At 57.5% G+C, this 26634-nt stretch carries 21 protein-coding genes and 1 tRNA gene; 6 read left to right on the plus strand and 16 right to left on the minus strand.

Features of this window, described 5'->3' with window-relative positions:
• Nucleotides 1-189 precede the first annotated feature (189 nt).
• Nucleotides 190-1368: an amidohydrolase gene (locus tag HMPREF2919_RS05035; RefSeq protein WP_070666597.1), complete on the plus strand. Its 1179-nt coding sequence runs from the start codon at nt 190-192 to the stop codon at nt 1366-1368.
• A gap of 134 nt (nt 1369-1502) precedes the next feature.
• Complete coding sequence (locus tag HMPREF2919_RS05040) at nt 1503-2237, plus strand: polyprenol monophosphomannose synthase (protein ID WP_049341224.1); 735 nt, start codon at nt 1503-1505, stop codon at nt 2235-2237.
• 238 nt (nt 2238-2475) lie between these two features.
• On the opposite strand, the gene HMPREF2919_RS05045 is transcribed toward HMPREF2919_RS05040, so the two are convergent.
• The 6 genes from HMPREF2919_RS05045 to HMPREF2919_RS05070 form a co-directional block, all read right to left on the minus strand.
• Entirely contained in the window at nt 2476-2814 is a 339-nt protein-coding gene (locus HMPREF2919_RS05045; RefSeq protein WP_005506034.1) for an RNA polymerase-binding protein RbpA, read from the minus strand.
• 189 nt (nt 2815-3003) lie between these two features.
• Nucleotides 3004-3999, minus strand: a complete 996-nt coding sequence (locus tag HMPREF2919_RS05050) for an SPFH domain-containing protein (protein WP_049341226.1) — start codon at nt 3997-3999, stop codon at nt 3004-3006.
• Between the two features lie 94 nt (nt 4000-4093).
• Nucleotides 4094-4543 (minus strand): NfeD family protein, encoded by a 450-nt coding sequence (locus HMPREF2919_RS05055; protein ID WP_070666600.1) that lies wholly within the window; start codon nt 4541-4543, stop codon nt 4094-4096.
• A 539-nt stretch (nt 4544-5082) separates the two neighbouring features.
• Nucleotides 5083-6156: an anthranilate phosphoribosyltransferase gene (trpD, locus tag HMPREF2919_RS05060; RefSeq protein WP_070666603.1), complete on the minus strand. Its 1074-nt coding sequence runs from the start codon at nt 6154-6156 to the stop codon at nt 5083-5085.
• 113 nt (nt 6157-6269) lie between these two features.
• Nucleotides 6270-6623, minus strand: a complete 354-nt coding sequence (locus HMPREF2919_RS05065) for a HesB/IscA family protein (protein WP_049347628.1) — start codon at nt 6621-6623, stop codon at nt 6270-6272.
• Between the two features lie 247 nt (nt 6624-6870).
• A complete protein-coding gene (locus HMPREF2919_RS05070) occupies nt 6871-8265 on the minus strand; it encodes a M20/M25/M40 family metallo-hydrolase (protein ID WP_070666606.1) in 1395 nt (464 codons plus the stop codon).
• Nucleotides 8266-8391: 126 nt separating this feature from the next.
• Between HMPREF2919_RS05070 and HMPREF2919_RS05075 the strand changes: the two genes are divergently transcribed.
• A complete protein-coding gene (locus HMPREF2919_RS05075) occupies nt 8392-9021 on the plus strand; it encodes a DUF3043 domain-containing protein (RefSeq protein WP_049341235.1) in 630 nt (209 codons plus the stop codon).
• A gap of 127 nt (nt 9022-9148) precedes the next feature.
• Here HMPREF2919_RS05075 and HMPREF2919_RS05080 read toward each other — a convergent pair whose 3' ends face one another.
• The 9 genes from HMPREF2919_RS05080 to HMPREF2919_RS05120 form a co-directional block, all read right to left on the minus strand.
• Nucleotides 9149-9805, minus strand: a complete 657-nt coding sequence (locus HMPREF2919_RS05080) for a DUF6318 family protein (RefSeq protein WP_070666609.1) — start codon at nt 9803-9805, stop codon at nt 9149-9151.
• 238 nt (nt 9806-10043) lie between these two features.
• A complete protein-coding gene (locus HMPREF2919_RS05085; RefSeq protein WP_049353089.1) occupies nt 10044-12128 on the minus strand; it encodes an AIPR family protein in 2085 nt (694 codons plus the stop codon).
• Nucleotides 12129-12570: 442 nt separating this feature from the next.
• Nucleotides 12571-13299: a DUF6318 family protein gene (locus HMPREF2919_RS05090; protein WP_049353090.1), complete on the minus strand. Its 729-nt coding sequence runs from the start codon at nt 13297-13299 to the stop codon at nt 12571-12573.
• Nucleotides 13300-13760: 461 nt separating this feature from the next.
• A complete protein-coding gene (locus HMPREF2919_RS05095; protein WP_049353091.1) occupies nt 13761-14849 on the minus strand; it encodes a quinone-dependent dihydroorotate dehydrogenase in 1089 nt (362 codons plus the stop codon).
• A 69-nt stretch (nt 14850-14918) separates the two neighbouring features.
• On the minus strand, nt 14919-15710 hold the full coding sequence (locus tag HMPREF2919_RS05100) for an isoprenyl transferase (protein ID WP_070666612.1): 792 nt from the start codon (nt 15708-15710) through the stop codon (nt 14919-14921).
• Between the two features lie 209 nt (nt 15711-15919).
• Nucleotides 15920-16771, minus strand: coding sequence for a DNA repair protein RecO (recO, locus tag HMPREF2919_RS05105; protein WP_044150452.1), 852 nt, complete (start codon nt 16769-16771; stop codon nt 15920-15922).
• A 158-nt stretch (nt 16772-16929) separates the two neighbouring features.
• Nucleotides 16930-17205 (minus strand): hypothetical protein, encoded by a 276-nt coding sequence (locus HMPREF2919_RS05110; RefSeq protein WP_049353093.1) that lies wholly within the window; start codon nt 17203-17205, stop codon nt 16930-16932.
• A 386-nt stretch (nt 17206-17591) separates the two neighbouring features.
• Nucleotides 17592-18551 carry an L-lactate dehydrogenase gene (locus tag HMPREF2919_RS05115; protein ID WP_012903553.1) on the minus strand — a complete coding sequence of 320 codons (960 nt, stop codon included), beginning with the start codon at nt 18549-18551 and terminating at the stop codon, nt 17592-17594.
• Between the two features lie 289 nt (nt 18552-18840).
• Nucleotides 18841-20382: an amidohydrolase gene (locus HMPREF2919_RS05120; RefSeq protein ID WP_070666615.1), complete on the minus strand. Its 1542-nt coding sequence runs from the start codon at nt 20380-20382 to the stop codon at nt 18841-18843.
• A gap of 339 nt (nt 20383-20721) precedes the next feature.
• Between HMPREF2919_RS05120 and HMPREF2919_RS05125 the strand changes: the two genes are divergently transcribed.
• Nucleotides 20722-21807 (plus strand): 2,3-butanediol dehydrogenase, encoded by a 1086-nt coding sequence (locus HMPREF2919_RS05125; RefSeq protein ID WP_049341248.1) that lies wholly within the window; start codon nt 20722-20724, stop codon nt 21805-21807.
• Between the two features lie 201 nt (nt 21808-22008).
• On the opposite strand, the gene HMPREF2919_RS05130 is transcribed toward HMPREF2919_RS05125, so the two are convergent.
• Nucleotides 22009-22094 (minus strand) — tRNA-Leu (locus HMPREF2919_RS05130).
• Nucleotides 22095-22316: 222 nt separating this feature from the next.
• On the opposite strand from HMPREF2919_RS05130, the gene pepN reads away from it, so the two are divergent.
• Both pepN and HMPREF2919_RS05140 read left to right on the plus strand, forming a co-directional pair.
• The gene (gene pepN / locus HMPREF2919_RS05135; RefSeq protein ID WP_070666618.1) at nt 22317-24989 is read left to right on the plus strand and encodes an aminopeptidase N; all 2673 of its coding nucleotides are present in this window, start codon (nt 22317-22319) and stop codon (nt 24987-24989) included.
• A 388-nt stretch (nt 24990-25377) separates the two neighbouring features.
• Nucleotides 25378-26631: an HIRAN domain-containing protein gene (locus HMPREF2919_RS05140; RefSeq protein ID WP_070666622.1), complete on the plus strand. Its 1254-nt coding sequence runs from the start codon at nt 25378-25380 to the stop codon at nt 26629-26631.
• The last annotated feature ends 3 nt before the right edge of the window (nt 26632-26634 follow it).

A 26634-nucleotide genomic window follows, 5' to 3' on the forward strand; every position in this document is an offset into this window, starting at 1 on the left:
CCACCACCCCCGCTACTGTGCATTGTTCTACATCATCTAAGTTCCGCCTCATCTAAGGACGAACGAACTATCGCAGGCAGCGGGGGTGCTTCTATACTCAAATGAGACGCTCAGCTAAGCTACGCGAGCACAATTGAAGTGCCCGCCCTCGTGTGCGCCTCGGCGCGCCTCAAAGGTGAAAGGAATCTAATGTCTACCCGTATTTTCGTAGATGGTAGCGTGTACAGCCCCGTCGACCCGTACGCAACCGCAATGCTCGTCGAAGACGGCTTCGTCCGCTGGGTTGGTTCCGACTCCGGGGCGCGTTCAATTGCCGACGAATCAGCCACCATCACCGAACTTGACGGCGCCCTACTAACCCCCGCCTTCGCGCGCGCACTGGCACCGGTAGCAGGCAAAGAAGCACCCGAAATCCTCGACTACCTGCAGGCATACCGCGCAGCCGGCTACCACACGCACACCCTACTCGCCGGCATGGAAGACGTCCCCGACCTCGTCTCCACACTCAGCTACTACAGCGCCGAACACGGCACACCCGACATCCGTCTCATCCTCAACGCCACCGGCATTGAGACCGACGAACTGATCAGCGCCATCAAAGCACTACGCCCCCTCACCGAAGGCGAACGCGCCATCAAGGGCCTGCAACTGGTCGGCATCTCTGTCACACCCGAAGAGGCACCCGCAGCAGCACAAGTAGCCGAAGACGCCGCACTCCTGCTCTCCATCGACGCATCCACCGGCTTCACCACCGCAGCCGATGCCGCGCTCGCCGCACGCGAAAACCGCCCCTGGTTGCCCATCCGCCTCGACGCAGCAATCAGCACCCCGCAAGACCCCATCACCGACGAATACCTCACCAAACTGGCAGAAGCACGCATCAACCTCGGCCTGAGCGTCTGCGAACCCGAAGAAGACGAAGCAACCAACGACACCGTCCAGGCACTCCTCGCACACGCCGGGGCAGAAGCACGCGAGTCGGTAGCCTCCGTAGCACGCCGCGCAAACGCAGCCGGCACCTCCATCGCCCTCGGCTCCGACACCCAACTCTACGCACCCGGCGCCTGGTCCCTCATCCGCGAACTCGTCAACGACGAACACGGCATCTCCGCACGCAGCGCCTTCGCCGCCCTCACCCGCGGCGTCTACCGCCTAGCACACGAAGAAAACCCCTTCACCGGCCAGCTCACCCCCGACACCCCCGCATACGTAGCACAATGGCGCGTCGAAGCCCTCATGGTTCAAGCACCCGACTCCCGCGTTGCATCGTGGAGCACCGACCCCCGCGCTCGCATTCCGCTACTTCCGGTGCTGGATGAGGATTCGCCTCTGCCCATCCTGGAATCTGTTTACACTGAAAGTAACTAATTTTTTAGCTTGTCAACACCTTTTTAGGCAGTTTAGGAGCAGTGGAGGCCGCCAATGGTTCAGTTGCTCAAATATTTACCCGGTATACTGGATACCTACACTGCCTGTTTTATATGCACCTGTGAGGGAGTAATATGCGCGTTCTAACTGTCATCCCGACGTATAACGAGAAGGAGAACCTGCCCATCGTGGTAGAGCGTCTTCGCAAGGCAGCTCCCGAGGTGGATATTCTCGTGGTGGATGATAACAGCCCCGACGGTACCGGTCAGATTGCTGATGAGCTGTCGGCTAAGGATTCCCAGATTCACGTTCTGCACCGCACCGTTAAGGACGGTCTGGGTGGCGCATACCTCGCTGGCTTCGATTGGGGCCTTGAGGCAGGCTACGACGTTCTGATTGAGATGGACGCTGACTGCTCGCACCAGCCTGAGCAGCTTCCTTCTCTGGTTCGTGCTGTGGAGGCGGGCGCTGACCTGGCTATTGGTTCGCGTTACGTTCCCGGCGGCAAGACCAAGAACTGGCCGGCTCACCGCCAGATTCTCTCTCGCGGTGCTAACCTGTACACCCGCCTGATTCTGGGCACCTCCATTAAGGACATTACCGCTGGTTTCCGTGCGTACCGTCGTGACGCTCTGCAGCGCCTGAACCTTGAGGGCATCGACTCGAAGGGCTACGTGTTCCAGGTTGATCTGGCGTGGCGTTCTGAGCAGGCTGGCCTGAAGATTGTTGAGGTTCCGATTACCTTCGTTGAGCGTGAGATTGGCGCTTCGAAGATGGACGGCAACATTATCTTTGACTCCATGTCTAAGGTGACTCGCTGGGGTATGGCTAACCGCATTCAGAAGCTGAAGAAGGCTCTGGGCAAGTAAGCCCGGTAGCTTTTTGCGCAGACGCTTCTCGCGCCTGAGCTTTAAACGAAAGACCGGGGCGGATACATAACGTATCCGCCCCGGTCTTTTTATGCTGTCTGTAGCGCTCTTTCCTGGCTCATGTACCGACGGAACCAGCGCCAAAACAAGAAGCCCGCTAAGAGCACGAGTGGTGCTTAGCGGGCCCTTCTTACAGCGCGGGCTTCTACAGCGTTTCTACGGCGCCTCTACGGCGCTTTTAGAGCGCGTAGTGCTTGCGGTAGTATTCTAGGCGGTCTTCCAGAGTCTTTTCCAGCTCTTCGATGCTGCGGCGTTCCATGAGCATATCCCAGTGGGTACGTGCGGGCTTCTCTTCTTCGGCGTCTGCGGTGGAGTCGCCGTTGACGAGGTATGCTTCCTTGCCGGACTTTGCGGTCCATACCGAGGGGATTTCTGCTTCTGCCGCGAAGGTCACGAAAACGCGGTCACCGTCTGCGGTACGGTATTCGACGCGCTGGCGGGGCGCGGGCTGTACGTTCGATTCGGTTTCCATCGACTGGGAACCCAGGCGCATACCGCGCAGGCTACGATCGCTCATTTTTCCTCCAGTGTCGTCGGGTGCGCTCTTTGGCGCTTTAGGCATAACGTTGGGCGGGGGAGAACTATTCCCTCGAACGTTTACAAAACATCCATTATATCGGTAATAGTCTCCACCCGCCCAGCGTGGTGGTGTTTATTCGGCGTGATTTTTGGTGATTCACGCCTTTTTATGCGTTAGATTTCGCGTTTAGCCGTTGATGCCGTAGCTTCCGGGTGCCTGCGGTGCGCTCTTGGGTGCCTGTGCTGCGGGCTTCTTCGGTGCGTCTGCCAGGTCGGATGCGGGCAGGGTGCCGAATGCGTTGCCCAGGCCGCGCAGTGCATCGCCGAGTTCGGTCGGGATGAACCAGAGCTTGTTGGCGTCGCCTTCGGCGAGCTTGGGCAGGGTCTGCAGGTACTGGTAGGTGAGCAGCTGCTGGCTGGGGTTGGATTCGTGGATTGCTGCGAAGACCTTCTGCACGGCTTCTGCTTCACCGTTTGCGCGCAGGATTGCGGACTGTGCGTCACCTTCTGCACGAAGGATCTGTGCCTGCTTTTCACCCTCTGCACGCAGGATGGCTGCGCGGGATTCACCTTCTGCGGTCAGAATGTCGGACTGCTTCTGGCCTTCTGCGGTGAGGATTGCGGCGCGGCGGTCACGCTCTGCACGCATCTGCTTCTCCATGGAGTCCTGGATGGATACCGGGGGCTGGATTTCCTTGATGTCCACGCGGGAGACGCGCAGGCCCCAGCGGCCAGTGGTGGAGTCGAGTACGCCTCGCAGCTCCGCGTTGATCTGGTCGCGGGAGGTGAGGGTCTGCTCCAGGTTCAGGCCACCGACGACGTTACGCAGGGTTGCGCTGGTCAGCTCGTCTACGGCGCGAATGTAGTTGGTGATTTCGTAGGTTGCAGCCTGGGGGTCGGTGACCTGGAAGTACACGACGGTGTCGATACCGACCACGAGGTTATCTTCGGTAATCACGGACTGCGAGGGGAAGGAAACGACCTGTTCACGCAGGTCGATGAGGGGCAGCACGCGGTCAATCACGGGGATGACGATGTGCAGGCCGGGCTTGAGAACGGCGTGGAACTTACCCAGTCGTTCGACGATGCCGGCTCGTCCCTGCGGGATGACGCGCACGGTCTTTGCGAGCATCGTCAGCACGAAGAGGATGAGTAGGACCGTCAGAATAAGGCTGATAGGCATTGTTTCTCCTTATCGGTGAGTTATATGGTGTGTTTTTGGAGTATCTGAGTTGGCTTTTGGAGCCGGTATTCAGATGGGTCTTAGTTTGTTGGTCTTAGTCATGGGGGAGAGGCTCTACGATTGCGGTAGCACCCTCAATGGCTCGTACCCTCGCGTGTGATCCTACTACGAGCGTTCCGGAGGCGGTGCGCGCCGTCCAGGTGTCGCCAGCTAGTACAACCAAACCGGTTTCACTAGTCACATCTTGAGTGACGCGCACCTCAGCACCAACGAGTGCTTCAGCATTAGTGACAGCTCCGGTGGCTGATTTATTGAGCTTTTTCAGCAGCGGCGGGCGCAGGCCAAGAACCAAAATCAGGCAGATCACCACGAAAATAACGGTTCGAATCAGCATGTTATCCACGAAGGGCGATATTGCTGCGGTGATGCCTGCGCTAATCGCCAGCATGAGAAAGAACAGGTCGAGGCTGAGCATTTCTATGACGGCGAAAACGAGGGCGAGTGCAACCCAGAGTGTCCAGGGTGTCTCAAAGAGCCAATCCACGAGTTTTCTCCTTTGGTGTACATCAACCGGCGTGGTTGACGTTGAATCTGCACACGAGGCGACAGCACCTTCGTGATGCGGGGTATATCCATTATTTCAGGCGGATTGAGTACTGGCGACAGTTCTGGTGACCGAGTGAGGTTAATACATGAACTGTTAAGACTTTATTTAGATACGGGGAATCTTTGGTTCATTCTAGACCTCCCTAAAAAGCCGATAATATACATTATGTAAAGTAGACCTATTTTCACTACCCCACCGGATGCTCACCGGTGCTTTCTACGCTCAGGCTGGCACACTCTGAATGATGCGGGTCGAGCCGGTGCTCCTCGTGGCGCAACTACGCTGTTCTCGTCCGCCACTCTGAACTCCGCGCGCCTCAGCTTCCTCAACCCGCAACTACGCGCTCAAATGCTCCGAACCTTTGGGCTCCTCAGTATGTCCCTCAGCGCCTCTCGTTAAACGACAAACACCCGAGACTCCACACCTTTCGGTGTGCTCTGTTCGTCTCGGGTGCCTGCTATCGATTTCCTAGAGCTTTACGCTTCTGCGTGCTTTTCGCTGAACTCTACCCAGGCGTTGAGCACACGCTCCGCTGCACCGGATGCAATGGATTCGCGTGCATCGGCCAAAGCCTGAGTGAAACGGGTCTCAAAGCTCTCCCCGTTGACCGGGCGGTACGCGACCAGGCCAGCCGCAGCGTTGATGAGCACAGCGTCGTGAATGGCGCGTAGCGGGCTCTTCGGGGACTCGCCCTCCCCCGCCAAAATTGCACGGAAAATGCCCGCGTTGTACTCGGCGTCGCCGCCTCGCAGCTGCTCCAGCGGTGCATTCTGCAGACCATACTCGGTCGGGTCAAAACGGTATTCGGTCAGTTCGCCGTCGACAGCCTCCCACAGGCGGCTCGTGGTGGCGATGGTCAGCTCGTCCAGGCCGTCATCACCGCGGAAAATCAGGGCGTGGTCGCCGCGCTCCGCAAAGACGTGAGCCATCTTCTCAGCCATGACCGGGTTAGCAACGCCGATAGCCGAGGACTTCACGCGAGCCGGGTTCGTCATGGGACCCAGGTAGTTGAACGCGGTCGGAATGCCCAGCAGGCGGCGGGTCGGGCCCACGTGGCGCATTGCCGGGTGGAAAGTCATCGCAAACAGGAACGTGATGCCAGTCTCGCGAGCGCATTCGGCGACTGCGGGAATGGGCATGTCGAGGCGGATTCCGAGGGCTTCGAGGACGTCTGCGGAGCCGGATTTGGAGGTGGAGGCGCGGTTGCCGTGTTTGACGACGGTGGCGCCGGTTCCTGCGATGACGAGGGCTGCCATGGTGGAGATGTTGACGGTGTTTTGCTGGTCGCCGCCGGTGCCGACGATGTCTACGGCGTGGGGGTCGATGTCGACGGTTTCGGCTTTGGCGATCATGCCGGCTGCGAGGGCGCCGAGTTCTTCGGGGGTTTCACCTTTGGAGTGGAGGGCGGTGAGGAAGGATGCGAGAATCGGCTGTTCGGTTTGGCCGGTCATGATGTGGTCCATTGCCCAGGCGACTTCGGTGTCGGTGAGGTTTTGGTGTTTGACGAGCTGGTTGAGGATGTATTTCCAGGTGATTTCGTGCGTAGTCATGTGTTAAGTGTAAAACCCCCGCCGCGTATCTGCATGGTTGGGTGCAGTATGCGAGACGGGGGTTTGTTAGGCGTGTTACACCGTGGGGTGCTTAGCGCTGGGGTGTCTTCGGTTTAGTGGAAGGAGTCACCGCATGCGCAGGAGCCTGCTGCGTTGGGGTTGTCGATGGAGAAGCCCTGCTTTTCGATGGTGTCTTCGAAGTCGATGGTGGAGCCGTCGAGGTAGGGTGCGCTCATCTTGTCGACGATGACTTCTACGCCGTCGAAGTCGCGGACTGCGTCGCCGTCGAGGACGCGCTCGTCGAAGTAGAGCTGGTAGATGAGGCCGGAGCAGCCGCCGGGCTGGACGGCGATGCGCAGGCGCAGGTCGGTGCGGCCTTCCTGTTCGAGGAGGGTGCGGACCTTGGTCTGTGCTACTTCGGTGAGGTTGACGCCGTGGGTCGGCAGTTCGGTGGTGGTTTCACTCATTGGTGTTGTCCTTTTGTTTTGTTGGTTGCCCGTGTGCGCCGCGTGTGGGTGCGTGTGGGCGTTTTAGCCTTCACGATACGCGCCCGGGTGTCTGATGTACAACCTAGGGTGTGCATAGTTCGCCGGGGGCGTGAGTGTTGGTGTGGGGGCTTGACATGTAATTCTGCTTCTAGGATACCGAAAAAGTGGGGGTTGGGGTTTGTGACCCTTCTCCCCCACTTTTTGTGGATGTTCCTAGCGAGCGCGTTTAGCGGGCACCGAGTGCGCTCAGAAGCAGCGCCTCCGCGAGGATTGCGTTCTTGAAGTCCGGGATGTAGAGGGACTCGTTGGCGCTGTGTGCGCGGGTGTCGGGGTCTTCTACGCCGGTGACGAGGATCTGTGCTTGCGGGAAGAGGTCCTTGAGGTCGGAGATGAACGGGATGGAGCCGCCCATGCCGGTCTGTACGGGTTCGACGTCCCATGCGGCGCGCATTGCGTCGAGGGCGGTCTGTGCGCCGTCTGCGTCGACTTCGGTGGCGAAGGGCATGCCGGAGTCAACGGCGGTGTAGTTCGCCTGTGCGCCGTGGGGTGCGTGTGCCTTGATGTGTTCGGCGAGTGCGCGGTGTGCGTTTTCGGGGTTGTCGCCGGGTGCTAGGCGGGTGCTGATGCGTGCGCGGGATACGACGGCGAGGGTGTTGGAGGAGGTTGCGATGGAGGGGATGTCCATGCCGATGACGGAGATTGCCGGCTGGGTCCACAGGCGGGAGGCAACGCTACCGGTGCCTGCCAGGGGTACGGTGTCGAGGATACCGGAGTCGTTGCGGAAGTCTGCTTCGGCGTATTCGAGTTCGGGTTCGGGTGCGCGGTGCAGGCCTTCGACGGCTACGGCGCCGGTGGCGTCGTGCAGGGTGGCAATGAGCTGTGCCATGAGGGTGTGGGCGTCGAGCATGGGGCCGCCGAACATGCCGGAGTGAATGGCGTGGCTGCCGACGCGCACTTCGATGTCGCCGGATGCGACGCCACGCAGGCTGGTGGTCAGTGCGGGTACGCCAGCGCGCCAGTTGGCGGAGTCTGCGACGACAATGTAGTCGGCGGACAGTTCCTCACGGTAGGTGTTGAGGAAGGAGACGAAGGAGGGCGAGCCTGCCTCTTCTTCACCCTCGATGAAGAGCTTCACACCGAGCTTGAAGTCCTCGCCGAGAGTTTCGTTGAGGGCTGCGAGCGCGGCGAGGTGCACGAGGATGCCTGCCTTGTCGTCTGCTGCGCCGCGGCCGTAGAGGCGGTCGCCCTTGCGGGTTGCGACGAAGGGGTCGGTGTCCCACAGGTCGAGGTTGCCGGCGGGCTGCACGTCGTGGTGGGCGTAGAGCAGGATGGTCGGGTAGCCTTCTGCGGCGGGGCGGGAGGCGATGACGGCGGGCATGCCCTGCTTTTCGGTGCCGTCTGCGGTAGTGTAGGTGGCGCGTTCGATGCGTACGTTGTCGAAACCTGCCTTGGTTGCGAGCGCGGCGACTGCCTCGGCGCTGCGGTCTACCTGGGTGAGGTCGTGCGATTCCCAGGCGATGGAGGGAATGGCGACGAGCTCGGTGAGGGTCTGCAGGGTTGCTTCGAAGTTTTTGGTGACGGCGTCGCTCAGGGCGCTGTGGTGGGTGAATTCAGTAGTCATGTTTCTACCTTACCCCCACCTTGACCCCGTCTTAGCCTCAACCGCCGGGTGGTTGGGTTCGTTTCAGTTGCTGGTGTGGGCTTGTGGGGGCGGGTTTGGTGTGTGCCGTTCGGGTATGATGGGAGGGTGTTTGGTCGTAAGAAAGAGAAGGCTGAAGCGGAAGCTGTTCAGCCGCAGGTTGTAGAGGAGCCTCAGGCTCCGGTTAATCCGAAGTTCACCCCGAAGAAGGGCCGTCCTACTCCTTCGCGTAAGGAGCAGCAGGCGGCTCGTCGTCAGCCTCTGGTTGTTAATGACCGTAAGGAGGCGAAGGCTCGTGAACGTGAGGCGATGGCGAAGGCTCGTGAGCGTCAGAATGATGCGTTGATGGGTGGCGATCAGCGTTACCTGCCCGCCGTGGATCGTGGTTCGCAGCGCCGTTATATCCGTGATTATGTGGATGCGCGCCGTAACCTTGGCGATTTTATGTTGGCTGTGCTGCTGGTTCTGCTTATTGGTGGCTGGATTGCTCAGGGTGTGTCGGGTACGTCTACTGCGGCGGCACCGATTTATTACGGTTCCGTGTACGCAATGTATGCGCTGATGATTCTGTGGGTTGTTGACTACTTTATTTTGTGGCGTAGCCTGAAGAAGAAGCTGATTGCGAAGTTCGGCGAGGTTCAGCGTGGTTCTGGCATGTATGCGTTTAACCGTGTGATGATGATTCGTCGTATGCGCCGCCCGGTTCCGATGGTGAAGTACGGCGAGTACCCGCACTAAGTCGTTAGTGCCTTATAGGTGCTTGGGGAGAGGTCCTGAAGGTTCAGGCCTCTCCCCTATTTTTATGCCCGCTGGTCTTTACACTCTTACGCGTGGACATATATGTCGCGGCTAGACGCCGGTACGGTTAGGCTTCGATTCGGGAGTAGAGAATCTGCCACCTGCCGTCGCGGTGTTCGAGGGCGAAGGTGTAGATTTCTTCTTCCTTGTCGCTGCTCCAGGTTTCTTGGCGGCCGTCGGGTTCTACCTCGGTGTGTTTGTCCCATTCGTGGTTGGTTTCCAGGTAGTAGGTTTGATGGTCGTCGGTCCTGGGTATGCCGGCGGGTTCGAAGTGTTCGATGCCGTCGATGACCCAGCCGCCGCGCTGATAGAGCGCTTCTATTTCGCGATAGATTTTGAGTTCTCCGTCGTTTGAGGTGGAGAGGAATTCGCGTGCTTTGCTGTAGTCGCCGGTTTGGACGCCGTAGTTGATCCACTGGTTCCAGGCATCCATGGTTTTGAGGAGGCCGTCGGGGGTCTTGTCGCGGTATCCGTTTTCGGGGGCATTGGGTTTGGGGACGTTTTGGGCGGGGCCTTTGGCGTCTGCTTTGCGGTATTCACCGTTGCCGGCGTTGTTGCCGGCGCTGTTGCTTGAGCCGCTGTTGGTGGCAGGCTTGCCGGAGGCGGTGGATCCGTCTCCTGCAGTTGTGATGTCGTGCGGCACGCAGGCGGCGAGTAGGGTGCTGAGGCTGATGAGTGTGCCTCCGGTCAGCATTGAGCGGCGGTTCAGCATGTTGGGGTTCATGGTTGGTCCTCCACATCATTGTAGTGCACATCGCTGTAGTGCATGGTCTCCCGCTTATCTCCATTATGCGCGAGCGCGCACTGGGAGCCTAACATTGATTTCTCAAGTTTTAAGTTACTTCTTCTTAGACATCAAGACACTAAAAATAAGTATTATTTTCTACCATATATCGGATATAAATATATGGCGTACCCCGAATCTTCAACAGTTTCGAGGTACGCCATATATTGTAGCAATTCTATCTTGCCAAAATTGCATCAATCTGCTTAGCAAAATCCGGACTCTTATTTATTTCATTTCGCTCGACTCCGGCATTATGAATGGTTTCAATTGCCTCATCAATAACATCTTTTGATTCACAAAAAACTTCTTCAAGGTCCGTGAATCCATTTTCAAACTCTTTAAGATACACCTCGAGAAGATTTTTCATCTTCCGCAGGTTACCATGATTAGTAACATCATCCAGAATAGAAATATTTTTCTTCGAATACAAATCCCGTTGGATTATTCTAGATACCGCATACATAAGATGCCATCGATTGCGCTTATACTCAGTGAGAATCTTTTGATTCCTCAGCCAATCATCCAAATCAACATAAATTCGTGCAGCGAGATAGTAAGACTCACAGTTATGGATCTCGGAAAATATACCCGGATTGTCGCGCGTTGCTAGCTTGCTGAGCTTCCCATAGTATCGAGCACTATCATGGGGACGGTTGAGATAGATGCTTGCAAACGATTTCATTAACTCAACGACACCGATTTTATGCTTAAAAGATCCAATTGAATTGAGATATTGATTCTTCCTTCTTTCGTAGACCAAAACCCCTTGGTTTTTGTTTTTAAAATAATATTCCAGCTCTTTATTAAATGAAGAGCGCGAGGAAAGAACCAAGTCATTGACGGGATTTTGAGTGTTAGTAGATGAAATAATCATATCAATAACATCATCATTTTGCGTGTGAATTATTCTAATTGGAATGCAAATAGAAGACTCCACATCTTTAATAAATGCTTGATGCTCTTTAAGGTTTTCAATATTTGAAGTAAGATTCTCTATCCAATCTTCACCGAGATTTTCTCCCGACTTCATAGCCTTATAGATACTCTTCATAATACCTGTCTCATCCTTGTCAAGATATTCTATAGGAACTTTTTTTTGCAAATCTTTTAACTTATTTTTTAATTCCGTGTAATATTCATGAAGTATGTGACTCGTCTGACACCCATTGACAATCTGATAGCCCCTAATACGCATGAGGGTGGCCGAGCCCTTGGGCTCCTCGAGATTTTTAGCAATAATCGTAATTCCGTTATTCATTGCGAAGAAAAGATCTCGACCAATCCTTCGATCTTCCTCCGTTTTCGTATTGCCTTGATTCCTTCCATTACGAAGAGAGTCTTTAATTGATTTATTAATATTTGCAGTATCTAGATACCCTCGAACATTTTCACTGAAAATCCCACCTTTAAGATTCCCAGATTCGTCATGAATTATATTCAGGTATTCCCCAAGAGATAGGTATCCTGTATATATTTTATTAATACCGTGCCTTGATATATTATTACTTTCCTCAAAGGACTTCAGCGTACCCTTGTAAAACTCTGCCGTAGATCCAATAAAAATATCCTCATAAATACTGCGAATTGTTTCACTACCAGCAAATAGGGTATCATGCACAGAATATTCTCCCACTTTTTCAAGGTTTCTAATATTCTGCGCAATCTGCTCCTTTGCCCCCTCTAGGCTATCATTTTTATTTTTTTCACTTGCAGCAACTGCATAGCAGGTATATACATTAATGTTCTTTCCAAAGGGTAATTTTTTCACCTTTCCATCTATATTTATCTTTCCACTTTCTATAACGTTCTTAATTTCAGCAAAATTACGAAGTGAAGGGGTTACTCCCTCCGGAAGTTTTTCAGATTCCAGAATTGAACATACCCCAGAAATAAACTTGCTGTGATTCCCCAAGATATCCGAATATTTATCAGAGTATTTTGACTGTGTAAAAACGTATGACACTTCCATCATATTGCCAAAATCTTTATATTTTTCTTCAAGATACTCAACGTTAGGAACAACGATCCCATCAATAATTACAGCCGCTGAATCAATTGACCTTTCACTCCCTGGGGTGCCTTTACTTTGACCAGAGCAAATATCTTGTATATCAAAATTATAATCTGAGGCATATTTACAAGTCATCAAATAGGCAATAAGTTTTTCAAAAACCTTCTCGCCTTCTTCACCGGGTTCTATATCTTTATCAAAAAGAATTCTAAATTGATTTATAATGTCATCAATGAGCATTTTTGACATTTCAATCTCCTTTGAATGTGTAGTGTGGTGGTGCAATCGTCGGTGCTGCACCACTCTGATAGTACTATCGCTCCAGGTCAGGGTGCAATCCACAACACACCAAACGTCAACAGAATCTCAAGTAAAGCTTCAGGTCTCCTCCCCTCAGATCTCAGCACAACCATCCCTTACACGTTGAGTAGGCATGCAAAAGAGAGCACCACATCCACCCCAACGGGTAGAGAACGGTGCCCCCCTTTCAGTGCGCCGAGTCAGCACGTCGGGGAGCTTGAAGCCCCGCCTGTACACCTTTTAGCAGCGATCGACGAAGCCGAAGCGCTTGCCCTGATAGAAGCCTGCTGGCTGCACGCCGCAAACAGAGCGGATGCACCAAAGAAAGTAACGCCACTCAACACTGCACGGCGACTCAACGCATCAGAATCCTGCAGGAACTTTTTTATAATTACTTATCCACACTTTCGTAGCCCATAATTTCCCATTTCTGACCATCATGCTTCAGCTCAAATTTGAAGGTATCGTCAGTTTTGTCGTCATTGGTCCAGCTAACCCAGCTCCCATCAGGCTCAACAAAAATCTCACGATCCCATTCGCGATAGGCTTTCCAGAAGTAGGTTTCACCGTCTTCGGACCAAGGGTTTCCATCGGCTAGAAAATGGTCGATTCCACCAATAATCCATCCACCGCTTTGATAAAGCTCTTCTGCATTTTTATACTCTTCCAATTCACGTTTGAAATTTGGCGAGATGAACTTGCGAGCCATCGAGTAATCGCCAGTTTGAGTGCCGTAATTTGCCCACAAAATCCAGGCATCCATTGTCTTGCGCATGCCCTCCAAAGACTTTTCGTTGTAGCCGTCCTCCGGAACGTTAGGCTTCGGTACATTCTGTGCCGGACCGTACTTATCAGCAGGGCGGTATTCCCCATCCGGCGCCTTGGAACCGCCAGAGTAGCCTCGGACAGTAGAGGGGGTTGCTGAAGCTGATGCAGATTCAGATGCCGCAGCAGAAGTAGATGCCGATTCGCTTGGTGCGGCAGTTGCGGTGGCTGCTGCCTCGTTAGAAGCCTGCTGGCCACACGCCGCAAGCAGGGCGCCAAGGCCCACAAGTGCGCCGCTACCCAGCAGGGTACGGCGAGGAATTTGGCTACGGTAAAGGAAGGTACGAGGCTCCATGACGGTGCGCTCCTATCGTCGGTGATGGCGTGTATGCACTTGTCAGGCTGGTAAAAATGGTCATTACTGACCGCCGGAAGAACCCAGCCGCACAGCGTACCCGGCAGACGCAACAATGCATCACGGGACGCTACATATAAAACCCTACCGCATATTTACAGTCGTTTGCTTTGCAATGAGTGTAATAGCAACAAATCATCACCATTCGAACAATTCAATGCTTTATGCATCAAATAACTATGCGTGCTCAGAAGCCACATGTGTTTCGAAAAGCTACTTCTTTGGTGGCTTTTCGAAACACATGTGGCTTTTCGGCGGAATAGAGGGCACGCAAAAGGGGCACCGCCTCCACCTCCTACGGGTAGAGAACGGTGCCCCCTTTCAGCACGCAGAGTCAGCACGCCAAGTCAGCACGCCAAGTCAGCGCGCCGGGAAGCATAACGCTCCCGCCTGCAAACCTTCTAGCGGCGAGCGCGGCGCAACTTCACCAGGCCACGGTTAATGTGTGCCGCCCAGAGCGGGCCCTCATACAGGAACGCAGTGTAGCCCTGCACCAGGTCAGCGCCAGCGTCCAGGCGCTCCTGCACATCCTTAGCGGTGGTCACGCCGCCAACGGAGATAATCGCGAGGTCGTCACCGATTTCGCGCTTGAGCAGGCGTAGCACCTCCAGGGAGCGGGGCTTCAGCGGTGCACCGGAGAGGCCGCCGGCACCAATTTCCTTAACCTTGGTCATGTCGCTGGTCAGACCCAGACCCTCGCGGGCGATGGTGGTGTTGGTGGCGATAATGCCGTCCAGCTTCAGCTCCTTAGCGAGGGCTGCCACCTCGATAACGTCCTCATCGACCAGGTCCGGTGCGATCTTCACGGTCAGCGGTACGTGGCGGTTGGGGCATACGCGGTCTGCCTCCTCACGCACGGCGGCAAGCAGCGGGCGCAGCGACTCGATAGCCTGCAGGGTGCGCAGACCCGGAGTGTTCGGGGAAGAAACGTTGACGACCAGGTAGTCTGCCTGCGGTGCCAAGGTGCGGGTGGAAATCAGGTAGTCCTCGATAGCGTTCTCAAGCTCGACGACCTTGGTCTTGCCAATGTTCACGCCGATGACCGGGCGTACAGCGCCGCGGTATTCGGTTTCGAGGTCTGCGCGGGCGGCAGCAACACGCGGGCCAGCCGCTGCGGCACCGTCATTGTTGAAGCCCATGCGGTTGATAACCGCCTTATCTTCCACGAGGCGGAAGAGGCGCGGCTGCGGGTTACCGGGCTGCGCCTGACCGGTGATGGTGCCGATCTCGACGTGGCCGAAGCCGATACCAGCCAGCGCGGCAATGCCCTTACCGCCCTTGTCGAAGCCTGCAGCCAGGCCGAACGGCGAGGGGAAAGTAATGCCCATGACGGTGGTTGCCAGTTCGGGGGCGGGCTGGAAGTACTTGCGCAGCGCGCGGGTGATGCCGACGTTGCGCAGGGTCTGAACGCCCCAGAAGCCGACGTGGTGTGCCTTCTCGGGGTCCATGCCCTTGAAGAAGATGTTGAAGAAGGTCGGGTAGATGCGCATTTGTTCTCCCTAAGGTTGGAGGGTGTGGGTGGTTTATGGGGCTATGAGCCGGGACTGTATGCCGGGCCGCTACTTGTCGTTGGCAACGGCGTCAACAGCGCCACCGTAGCGGCGGTCGCGGCGCGCATACTCTTCGACAGCTTCCCAGAGGGTGCGGCGGTCAACGTCGGGCCAGAGCACGTTCATGAAAATCATCTCAGCGTAGGCGCTCTGCCACAGCAGGAAGTTCGAGATGCGCTGCTCACCGGAGGAACGCAGGAACAGGTCAACGTCGGGCAGGTCGGGCTCGTCCAGGTACTTCTGGATGGTCTTTTCGGTAATGTTGCCGGGCTTAATCTTGCCCGCCACAGCGTCCGCTGCGATAGCAGCCGCCGCGTCGGCGATTTCTGCGCGGCCGCCGTAGTTCACGCACATGGTGAGGGTGCAGACAGTGTTATCGATGGTTTCGCGCTCGCAGTGTTCGAGCTCTTCGATGACGTTCTTCCACAGCTTGGGTCGGCGGCCAGCCCAGCGGATGCGCACACCCCAGGTCTTGAGGGTTGCCAGCTGACGCTGCAGCACCTCGGTGGAGAAACGCATGATGAACGCGACTTCGCTGGGTGAGCGCTTCCAGTTTTCGGTGGAGAACGCGTAGGCGGTCACGTACGGGATGCCCATTTCGATAGCGCCCGCGACAACGTCCAGCAGTGCCGCCTCGCCGGCACGGTGGCCCTCGGTGCGGGGCAGGCCGCGTTCGTTCGCCCAGCGTCCGTTACCGTCCATGACGACGGCGACGTGCTGCGGAATGAACTTCTTCGGGATCGGCGGCGGGGTTACCCCGGTGGGGTGCGCGGGCGGAGGTACGGGCTGGGTGCGTGCCATGTGTGCCTTTCTTCCCTGGCGGGGTTCTCCCCCGGGGTCGTTTGCCTAGATATGCGCCAGAAATAAACGCTGGCGTGCTGTTAGCTATTTTACCGTGACACAGCGCGCAGGGGCGGGTGCTTCGGGGGTTATTTTGCGTCCTGGTTGGCCCATGTTTGACGCATCCGCGTGCATCTAAACTATGCGGGCGGTTCTTTACTGCGTCGGTTTTACGGTGCAGGGATCTCCGCTTCGAGGGCGCTCGCCGTTTTCAGGGGGTGTTCGAGCAGGTTCTGGGTGGTTTTCAGGTAGAGTCCCAGAATTTTGGAGGCGACCGGCACGGGTGCTGCGTCGATAGTTGCCCAGGCGCGCGGATCCGCCGATGCGGTGGCGAGCGCATAGCCGAGCTCTTCGGCACGCAGGCCGGTCAGAGGCGTGTCGGTGGCGGGTGCGCATTGGGGGCAGAGGATGGTGTGGTGCCCGTAGGTGTGGGCGGTGTGGAAGGCAATGTATCTGCCGCTTCCGCCTGTAGCGCCGGGGGTGCTACTGTCTGCTCGGTTATCGCTCTGACTATCAGCGCTGACAAGCGGGTTGCCGCATCGGGTGCAGTTTTCACCGATGAGCGGCCAGCCGGCGGCGTTCATGCTGCGCGCCAGGTAGCGGGTCAGAATCCTCTGCGGCACATGTTGGCCGTGCGCGAGCGCGGCAAGCGCCCCGTGGGTCAGGGTGTAGATATCGGCGGTGCTGTCGGTGTCTTTGGTGAGTGCTTCCGCCAGTTCGGCGATGGTGGAGGCGCACGTGTACGCATCGTAGTTCGCCATAATCGGTGCGGTGTAGGCGTGCAGGGTTGCCGCCTGGGTGATGGTGTGCAGGTTGGTTCTGCCGCGACTGAAGGACAGGTCGGTGTGCATGAACGGTTCGAGTCGTCCACCGAATTTGGAGGTGGGTTTGCGTACGGCTTTGGCGACGGCGTGGGTGATTCCGCCGTCGCGGGTGAGCATGATGATGATGCGGTCGGTTTCGCCGAGTTTTTGGGTGCGGAGGATGAGGGCGGCGTCGCGCCAGGTGCGGGGTTCGCTCACGGGTGTCTCCGTTCTCGGTACATGCTCTGTGGGTGCGTGGTGGATGCTCAGTAGATGCTGAGGGCAGGTGTTGCGGGTACGGTTCGACCCCTGCCTCGTTACCCCGCATAGGGGGTACCGGTCAGGGGTCGGTCCGTAACGTATAGTCGAGGCGCTAGTTAGTCCTCGTACTCGATATCGTCGTCGATGTCGTCTTCATCGTCGAGGATTTCTTCAAGGTCGTCCTCGTCTTCATCGCCGTAGACGCTCAAGGGGGTGACCTCGTTGTGAGCCTCGAAGAGGGCATCTTCGTAGGCTTCGAAGGCGTTGGCGATTTCTACGTACGCCTCATCGACGGCGGGGTCGTGCTCGCCGGTTCGGTTTACGACGGCGGTCAGGTGCGCCTCCAGCGCGTCAAGGAGGCGGGTGAGTTCGGTGCGAGGATCAATGCTCATGCCATTTATTCTACTACCTACAGGCCGATGGTGTGCGCCGGGCGGTCATGCGGCGGTTTAAACGCGGAACTATGAACGGGTGCGGCAGGTAAATCAGCGGGTAAATTCGGTGGCGTGAAGAGAACACCAAAGCCAGAGCGGTAAGCCCAGGTTGGTCGAGTCAGGCTCGGCAAGCCAGATTGGTCAAGCCAAGCAGCACGCGGCGCATCAAACCCCGCATAAAAACCTTACAGACACAGCGAACCCGCCGTCCCCAGGTCCCCTACCCCTCAAGAGGCGGGTGCCGGGTGCGGCGGGTTCTTCTGTCGGTTAGCTCAGCTTGACGCTGCACCTACTGAATGTTTGCTTCTTACGGGTTGAGCCCGAGAGAATGAGAAGCCGGGGTTTTAGAAGCCCAGGGATGCTGCGGATGCGCGGATTGCCTCAGCGGATGCCTTCAGCTGTGCCAGCTCAGCCTCGTTCATGGGAACCTCGAGCACGCGCTGGATGCCCTCACGGTTGACGATGGTGGGCAGGGACAGTGCAACGTCCTTGAAGCCGTACAGCTCGCCTGCAATGGTGGTGGAGACGGGCAGCACTGCGTTCTGGCCGCCGAGGAATGCCTCAGCGATACGTGCGCCGGAGATACCGATTGCGTAGTTGGTGGAACCCTTGCCCTCGATGACCTTGTATGCTGCGCGCATAGCTTCGGTTGCGAGCTCTGCACGGACCTCTTCGGTGAAGACAGGCTTGCCGTCCTGCTCCCACTCGGTCAGGGGAACCATGCCGATGTTTGCTGCGGACCAGACGGGGAACTCGGAGTCGCCGTGCTCACCAACAACGTTTGCGTGAACGCTCTTGATGGAGACGCCAGCCTTGTTAGCAATCAGCCAACGCAGGCGGGAGGAGTCCAGAACGGTACCGGAGGACAGCACGCGGTTTGCGGGCAGGCCGGTAATCTTCTGGGCCACAACGGTGAGAACGTCACAGGGGTTGGTGACGAGCATGATAATCGCGTTGGGTGCTACGGACAGAATGTTCGGCAGCAGCTTCTCGAGGATTGCGACGTTTGCGCCTGCCAGTTCGAGACGGGGCTGGCCGGGCTTCTGGCGAGCACCAGCGGTGATGATGACCATGTCGCAGTCGCGCAGCAGTTCGATGTCGTCGCCACCGGTTACGGTTGCTTCGTGTGCGAACATTGCGCCGTGTGCGATGTCCAGTGCTTCAGCGTGTGCGCGCTTGCCGTCGATGTCGTACAGGACAATTTCGTCTGCGGAGCCGCGGACCATAGCTGCGTATGCGGTTGCGCTACCGACGCCGCCTGCACCGATGACGCCGAGCTTGGTGGGGTTGTTGACACCGTTCATTGCTGTATGCCCTCTTTTCGTGAGAGTTATCCGTGTGGTGCGAGAGGATTCTCGCGGGGTTTATTAGGAAGCGGGTGTGTGCCTCGGGGTTGAATTTCCTTGGATGGGCGTCCTTCCCCGGTGAGCTTGCTTCGTTACTTTCTATTATGCCGCAGATTCTGCGTTTTGTGTTGGGTTATTTTGCTTTTTTCGATGGGTGCTGGTGACTTTATGGGCTATTAGGGGTGTTTTTCACTCATAAAACCAAATAATGACCTTCTGACCTTTTGAGCAAGCTCACATGTCGCTCTCACATATCACTAAAGTAGCCCTCAACATCCACGGCACCGCCGGAAGCCTCAAAATCAGCACGAACCGCCTGCGCCAACTTGTCGTCAATCAGGAAATCCAAAGCCACAGAAGCCAAACCGAACGACGCATCCAAAGCAGCATCCGCCGCCGCCGGAGTGTCCGCACAGTGCGCGAACTCCACCGTGTGCATACCGGTACCTTCGGGCGCAATCTGAATCAGCGGGTGAATACCGGGCACGCGCAGGCTCACATTACCGAAATCAGTAGAAGCCGCCAGGGTGTCGCTGACCGTGCCGGGCGGGTACGGGTGGCGACCCACCGATCGCTGAGCCGAAACCCAACGCTTGAGCAACGGGCGGTTCGTGCGCACTGGCATGGTCATCGGCGAAGAATCCCACGTCACCTCCGCACTCACGCCAGCCATGAGCGCCGCACCGCGCAACACCTCCTCAACTCGTCGCGACAGAGCACGCAGAGTCGGCGCGTGCTTAGAACGGATATTAATGTGCAGGCTCGCGGTAGCAGGAATCAGGTTCGGGGCGTCCCCGCCGTGATCAATAATCGCGTGAATACGATCAGAGCCGGGAATCTGCTGACGCAACAAACCCAAACCCTGATACGCCAGATTCGCCGCATCCAGGGCGTTACGACCCATAAACGGGTGCGAGGACGCGTGCGCACTCACGCCCCTATAAGTCACGCGGCATTCGCGGCGGCCCAACCACGCCTGATCAGCCACATCCATAAAGTAGGGGTGCACCATAATGGCGGCATCCACCCGCTCGAACGCACCGGCGCGCGCCATCAGCTCCTTACCGGCATCGGACTCTTCAGCGGGCGTTCCGTAGTAGAGGACCCTGCCGCTGAACGCCTCGGGGTCGGTGGCGAGCGCATCCGCCAGGGCAAGGAAAGCGCCCAGTCCGGATACCGCAATGACGTTGTGGCCGCAGCCGTGACCGATGCCCGGCAGTGCGTCATATTCGGAGAGAATCGCGATGGTGCGGTGCTTGGCGGGGTCGTAGTCGGCGCTGGCGAGCTCCACCTTAAAGGCAGTATCCAGCCCGAAGGCGGGGTACTCGACGCTAAGGTTCGGGTGGGCTTCGCGGACGGCGTCAACGAGCGTGCGGGAGGCAAAATACTCCTCGTAGGCAGTCTCGGGATGCGCGTGAATCGCCTTGAGAATTGCGGTCAGAGAATCCGCGCGAGTGGCGACTGATTCGGCGAGGTCGCGGCGAATATGCGCCAGTCCGCTGTCATCGTCGAGGCGGTGCCCGTGATGCTTGCCGTGACTACGTTCCTGCTCGGGATGCGCATGGTCGGGGTGCTTGTGTCCGCGCTTGCGGCGGTGCTCAGCGGCACGCTTACGCTGCTCAGTTTCAAGGGCAAGGATCTCGGAATACTCGCTACCGCGCACGCAATCGGCATCGGGTGCGTCGTAGTGGCGGGTTGTTGCGGCGGGTCGGTTCGGTACCGTTCGACCGGAGTTGTCGGAAGTGGGCTGGGTGTGGGCGGCGGTGCCCTGTGCGTTCGCGTCAGTCATGCTTCTACGCTACCGTCTGCGCTCGCCGGGCGCTAGAGGGTCGGGCGTGATGGAGTCGAAAACACCCAAAAAGAAATTTGTGTCACATAAAAGAAATTTTGTATATATCCTAGGAATCTTTGATTCATTGGAGTAGCGTTAAGCACAAGGGAGCGACAATCCAGCCGCACCCGTCACCATCCGGCGCTAGCGATGCGAATGCCGGCAGGACAGTTCACAACCGGTCCAAACCATGTCGTTTGGGCCTCTGTCAATACCGTGACAGACCCATGGATGCGAACCGTACCGGCAAGCACACACCGCAGTGAGCGCCATAACCACGCTAAGGAGCTCCATCCCATGAAGGCAGCACGCTTCTACGACCGTAACGACATCCGCATTGAAGACATCCCCGCACCCGAAGCCGCTGCGGGCGAGGTTCTGGTCAAGGTCGCCTGGTGCGGCATTTGCGGTACCGACCTGCACGAATACCTCGACGGCCCCATCTTCTGCCCCCAGCACGGTCACCCCCACCCCATTTCTGGTGAGGACTCCCCCGTCACCCTCGGTCACGAATTCTCCGGTGTTGTTGAGGCACTGGGCGAAGGCGTAGACGACCTTGAGGTTGGCGACCACGTTGTTGTCGAGCCCTACATCATTCGCGATGACGTTTACACCGGCCCCGACTCCAAGGACTACCACCTTTCCAAGGACATGAACTTCATCGGCCTGGCAGGTCGCGGTGGCGGTCTGTCCGAGAAGGTTGCTGTCAAGCGCCGCTGGGTTCACAAGATCCCCAACACCATTCCCCTGGACGAGGCTGCACTGATTGAGCCCCTGAGCGTTGGCTACCACGCTGTTGAGCGTGCAGGCGAGTTCGAAGAGGGCGCATTCGCACTGGTTACCGGTGCTGGCCCCATCGGTCTGCTGACCTCCGCAGTTCTGAAGGCTAAGGGCGCTAAGGTCATCATCTCTGAGCTGTCCCCGCTGCGCCGCCAGAAGGCTCTGGACTCCGGCGTTGCTGACTACGCTTTCTCCCCCGCTGAGGTTGACGTTCTGGCTGAGATTCACAAGCTGACCGACGGCCGTGGCGCTGACATCGCGTTCGAGTGCACCTCCGTTCAGCCCGCACTGGACCTGATTCTGGATGCCCTCAAGCCCACCGGTAAGGTCGTCATCGTCTCCATTTGGGGTAAGCCCGCATCCCTGGATGTTCAGAAGGTTGTGCTCAAGGAGCTCGATATCCGCGGCACCATCGCATACGTGAACTCCCACCCCGAGACCATTAAGCTCGTTGAGTCCGGCAAGATTGACCTGAAGCCCTTCATCACCGGCAAGATCGCTGTGGAAGACCTGATTGACAAGGGCTTCGACACCCTGATTCACCACAACGAGACCGCTGTGAAGATTCTGGTCACCACCGACCCGGAGCGTCTGGCTGAGTAATCTCTTCGAGTGAGACTGCATGATACTGATTCGTTCAGTTTCAGCTGATGCAGCTGTTCTTCTAGCTTCCTTAGCGTAGCTAGTGTGGGGTGAGGCTCCTATCAAGGAGCCTCACCCCACTACTTTTTTGTGTACTTTTTACCGGGCATACTCTACCGGGCATACAAAAATCCCCGGTTCCAAAGAACCGGGGATTATCTGTGCGCGAGGGGGGACTTGAACCCCCACCCTCTAATACGAGGACTAGCACCTCAAGCTAGCGCGTCTGCCTATTCCGCCACCCGCGCAGGTGACTTTCGAACGTTTTCCTTTCGGTGCCGTTCGAAGCAACACGTAATACTATACGGGCTTTCTGGATACTCCGCAAATCGAAAGAGTATGTTCTGCATCACACATTATAGGTTGGTTGGTTCCCCACACCCCCGGCGATCTTCTCGCACCGTAAGTAATATGACCGGCACGCCCACTCAACTGCCATATTTTCGGTCATAACGACTAGAATAAAGAGCATGAATAATGAGAACCTCTCCCGCGAAGAAGCCGCAGAACGTTCGGCTCTCATCAGTGTCGACACCTACGACGTGCATGTCGACCTGACTAACGCCAAGGACCCCGAATTCGAGTCCTACCCCACCGTCACCACCGTCCGATTCTCCTGCAACACCCCCGGTGCAGAAACCTTCATCGACTACATCCACCACAGCGTCGACTCCGTTAAGCTCAACGGCACCGAACTGACCCTGGCTGATGTCGTCAACGGCGCACGCATCACCCTGCCCAACCTGCAGGCAGAAAACGTGCTCACCATTCACGGTCGCTCCTACTACTCCCGCTCCGGCGAAGGTATGCACCGCTACTTCGACCCCTCCGACGGTCGCGTCTACCTGTACACCCAGTACGAGCCCTCCGACTGCCGCCGAGTCTTCCCGAACTTCGAGCAGCCCGACCTGAAGGCAGTCTTCAACTTCCGCATCACCGCGCCCAAGGACTGGGTCGTCAGCTCCAACGGCGTACTCGAAAGCCAGGTCGTAGACCCCACCGACGACTCCATCACCAAGCGAGTCTTCTCCCCCACCGCAAAGATCTCCACCTACATCACCGCAATCGTTGCCGGCGAATACTTCACCGCAACCACCACCTACAAGCCCAAGAGCAAAGTCAACAGCGGTGACATTCCCCTGGTCGTCTACTGCCGCCAGTCCCTCAAGCCGCACTTCGACTACGACCACATCTTCAAGGTCACCGAAAACGGCCTGGACTTCTTCCAGGACCTCTTCGACTACCCCTACCCGTACCCCAAGTACGAGCAGGCATTCGTGCCCGAATACAACATCGGCGCAATGGAGAACCCCGGCCTGGTCACCTTCACCGAAGACTACATCTTCGTCTCCGGCGCAACCGAGGACGACCTCGAAGGCCGTACCAACACCATCTGCCACGAAATGGCACACATGTGGTTCGGCGACCTCGTCACCATGAAGTGGTGGGACGACCTGTGGCTCAAGGAATCCTTCGCAGACTTCATGGGCACCCTCGGCGCTAAGGAAGCCAACAACTTTAACGACGCATGGGTCACCTTCGCAAACAACCGCAAGGCATGGGCATACATGCAGGACCAGCTGCCCACCACCCACCCCATCGTCGCTGACATCCCCCACCTGGAAGCAGCATCGCAGAACTTCGACGGCATCACCTACGCAAAGGGCGCATCCGTGCTCAAGCAGCTGGTCGCCTACGTCGGCTTCGACACCTTCATCGAGGCAGCACGCGTGTACTTCAAGCGCTTCGAGTGGGGCAACACCTCCCTGAACGACTTCCTGCAGGTACTCAACGAGGTGTCCGGCCGCGACATGCAGGCATGGGCTAACGCATGGCTGCAGACCTCCGGCGTGTCCGCACTGGGCACCAAGCGCGTCTACGGCGAAGACGGCCAGCTCACCGACCTGATCCTCACTCAGGAACTGCCCGCACAGCAGCCCGCAGGTCTGGGCCGCCCCCACGTTGCAAAGCTGGAAACCTTCGCGCTGACCGACGGCAAGCTCACCTCCACCGGCCTGCTCTCCCTCGAGTACCCGGCAGAGCCCGTCTCCGAGCACCGCGTGGAGCTCACCGACGAGCAGAAGAAGCTCGTTGGCGAAGCTGACCTGCTCATGCTTAACGCAGAAGACCACACCTACGCCAAGGTTGCTCTGACCGACGAAGACGGCCTGCAGGCAGCTATCGAAGGTGTCTCCACCCTCGAATCCGCGCTCTCCCGCGGCCTCATCTGGGGCTCCCTCTGGGAGAACGTGCGCGATGCACGCCTGCCCGTCACCACCTACGTCGACGCAGTCGTCCGCAACGTCTCCAAGGAACCGAGCGCATCCCTGCTGGGCACCATGGTCAACAACGCACAGGTCGCTATCGCAACCTTCTCCGCACCCACCGGCCGCGAGCGCCTCTATGACGCTCTCTATGACGCATTCGCAGCCGCACTGGCACAGGCTAAGCCCGGCTCCGACGAGCAGCTGATTCTGCTGCGCGCCCTGATTTCGGTCTCCACCAACGCGACCAAGGGTGAAGAGCTCTGCCGCGATATTGCCCGCGGTGCTTTCGAAGACACCACCGGCGATATTGCTGACGCAACCGGCATTCCTTACGACCAGAACCTGGGTTGGAGTGCACTGGGTGCGCTCGCAAGCCGTGACCTGGTGACCGTTGAGGATCTGGACCGTGCGGCGAAGTACAGCCCCTCCTCGATTTCTTCGAATGGTTACGCGTACGCGGTTGCTGCTCTGCCCTCTGCTGAGCGTAAGGCTGCCGCATACAAGACCATCATGGAAGACGAGTCGCTGTCGAACGACGCTCTGGCTTCGACCATTAACGGTTTTGCTCGCGGTCCGGTTGAGCTGCGTGAGTCCTACTACGACTCCTATTTTGAGGCTCTGCTGCCCATTTGGGCGTCCCGTTCGATTGGTATGGCGACCCGCATTGTGCGTGGCCTGTACCCGAAGGCTCCGTACAACACCGGCTCCACCGAGGGTCTGGGTGTTGAGGGTAACCCCTCCGTTGCGTTGGCTCAGCGTTGGCTGGAGGCGAACCCCGAGGCTCCTTCGGCTCTGCGTCGTCTGGTTCTGGAGGCTCAGGATCACGGCCACCGTTCGATTGTGGCTCAGAAGTTCAACGCCTCCCTGCAGGACTAAGCTGCATGGTTTGAGGGCTTGTGGCGGGGTGTGAGCCGGTATCTAGACTAGGTTCCGCTCTCCCCCGCTAGGTTCTCTAGCCTCTTTGAGAGACTGCCGTTCGGCACGCTCCCGGTAACGTACCGGGACGCGCCGGGCGGTGGTCTTTTTCTGGCTCATCTATAGAATTCATAGCGGCGGTATGCCGTCTCAATATTTCCCTCATACAGTAGTTCACATACTGACAAGGGCACCTATTACCGGGGCAGTTTCATCAGGGCACAAAACTATATGCACCCGGTGCTAAAAGACAGATAAATGTCACCCGTTTTTGTGAGCTGTCCACCCTGAAAGCATGAGAGAATAGACTAGGTATCCGCTCGCTTAGACACATCAGAAGGAGTTTTCAGTGGTCGATTACGCACTCGGTGACCGCGGTAGCGTTGACATTGTCACCGATGATTACTACGAAGCAGAAACCCTCCAAATCTTTGAGGAACTGCACATCGACCGTGAACGTATCTGGTACGGTGAAGCGCGCCTCGTTCCCGAACCGGATAACCCCTACGAGCCCAATAGCATCGCCGTCTACATTGACGAATTCAAGGTAGGCCGCATGAGCGCGGCAGACTCCGCCGCGTACTGGGATTCTATTACCCGCGTGGTCGCCTCCGGCTACGAACCCATCGCGCACCTGCAGCTTTCCGCCGTTGCCGTGCGTGCTGAAGGCGGCGGCATGCACGTGAAGAGCACCGGTGTGCTCTCCCTGTCCGCACCCGGTTCCCTCTTCCCCCTCAACGACGCACCGACCCGCGCGACCCTGCTGCCCCAGGGCCCGTCGATGAAGGTGCTCGACGAGAAGGAACACTCCGAATACCTGCACAGCATCCTGCCGCCCAGCGGTGAAGGCCGCGTGATCCTGACCCTGGAAGCGAACCAGCTCAAGACCTCCGACGGCCGTTTCGTTGACAGTGTTGAGGTGCGCCACGACCGCAAGCTCGTGGGCCGCCTGAGCACCCAGATGTCTGAGCAGCTGACGCCCGTCATCCGTTACGCTTTTGAGAACGACCGCCTCACCAGCGCGTGGGGCACTATCCGCGGTAACACCCTCGAGCTGTCCCTGACCGTTCAGGCTGCACGACCCGCCGATATTCCGCAGGAATGGTACGAGACCCTGCCCAACAACGTTCCGGCTCTGCTGCCCGTTGGTGAAGACTACGAGGTGCCCCCGGCATTCGTGCCCACCGAAGGCGAACGCCACTACCTGGAGTCCTCTGCACAGCAGGCGCCGAAGAAGCGTCGCGGTTTCATGAGCTCCCTGACCGGTGGTTCCTCCGCCCCCGAGCCGACCCATCATGAGCCCGCCGCAGAGAAGCCTGCCATCGAATACAGCCTGGAAGAAGAGGAGTACTACGAGCCGAACGAGCGTGACCGCCTGCTGAACCTGATCAAGGGTGCAGGCCTCGCCGTTCTGGTCGCCGGCCTGATCTCGATACTGTGGACCCCGATGCTCGGCATCCTCATCGCTATCCTGGGTGGCGCTGTCGCGGCTGTAGCATTCTACTTTGGTCGTCAGCCCTACTACGATGACTACGAAGCCTACGACGAATACGAGGACGAAGAGGCTACCGAGGAAGAGGAAGAGCCCGAATCGAAGGCATAAGCC

The sequence above is a fragment of the Rothia sp. HMSC068E02 genome (assembly GCF_001813565.1).
In the GTDB taxonomy this organism is placed as follows: domain Bacteria; phylum Actinomycetota; class Actinomycetes; order Actinomycetales; family Micrococcaceae; genus Rothia.